This window comes from Shewanella sp. S1-49-MNA-CIBAN-0167 (assembly GCF_040310145.1).
Classification (GTDB): domain Bacteria; phylum Pseudomonadota; class Gammaproteobacteria; order Enterobacterales; family Shewanellaceae; genus Shewanella; species Shewanella psychromarinicola.
The window spans coordinates 1-308 of record NZ_JBEOPO010000169.1 but is presented as its reverse complement, the minus strand read 5'-3'; the positions used below and the strand labels follow the sequence as shown (position 1 = coordinate 308).

1 tRNA gene is annotated in these 308 nt (G+C 42.5%); it reads left to right on the top strand.

The features are described from left to right. Nucleotides 1-234: 234 nt before the first annotated feature. Nucleotides 235-308: transfer RNA gene (locus AAEZ00_RS20845), tRNA-Ile, on the top strand.

Genomic DNA, 308 nt, shown 5'->3' with positions numbered 1-308 from the left:
ATCACCTCCTTACCTATACGACTAACTCAATACCTAAAAGTGCAGCGATGCATGTGAGTGTTCACACAGATTACTTGATAGAAAGAAAGAGCAAATATATACGTGTCTATTTAGACGACGTTAATTTGTTTCAAATCAAGGCGCTTGAGGCGTGAAAGAGGAAATGTAGTTCACTACATAACTGATTGAACAACGAAAGCAACGCTGAGTTGGGACAAAGAAACAAGTATAAATGGGTCTGTAGCTCAGCTGGTTAGAGCGCACCCCTGATAAGGGTGAGGTCGGTGGTTCAAGTCCACTCTGACCCA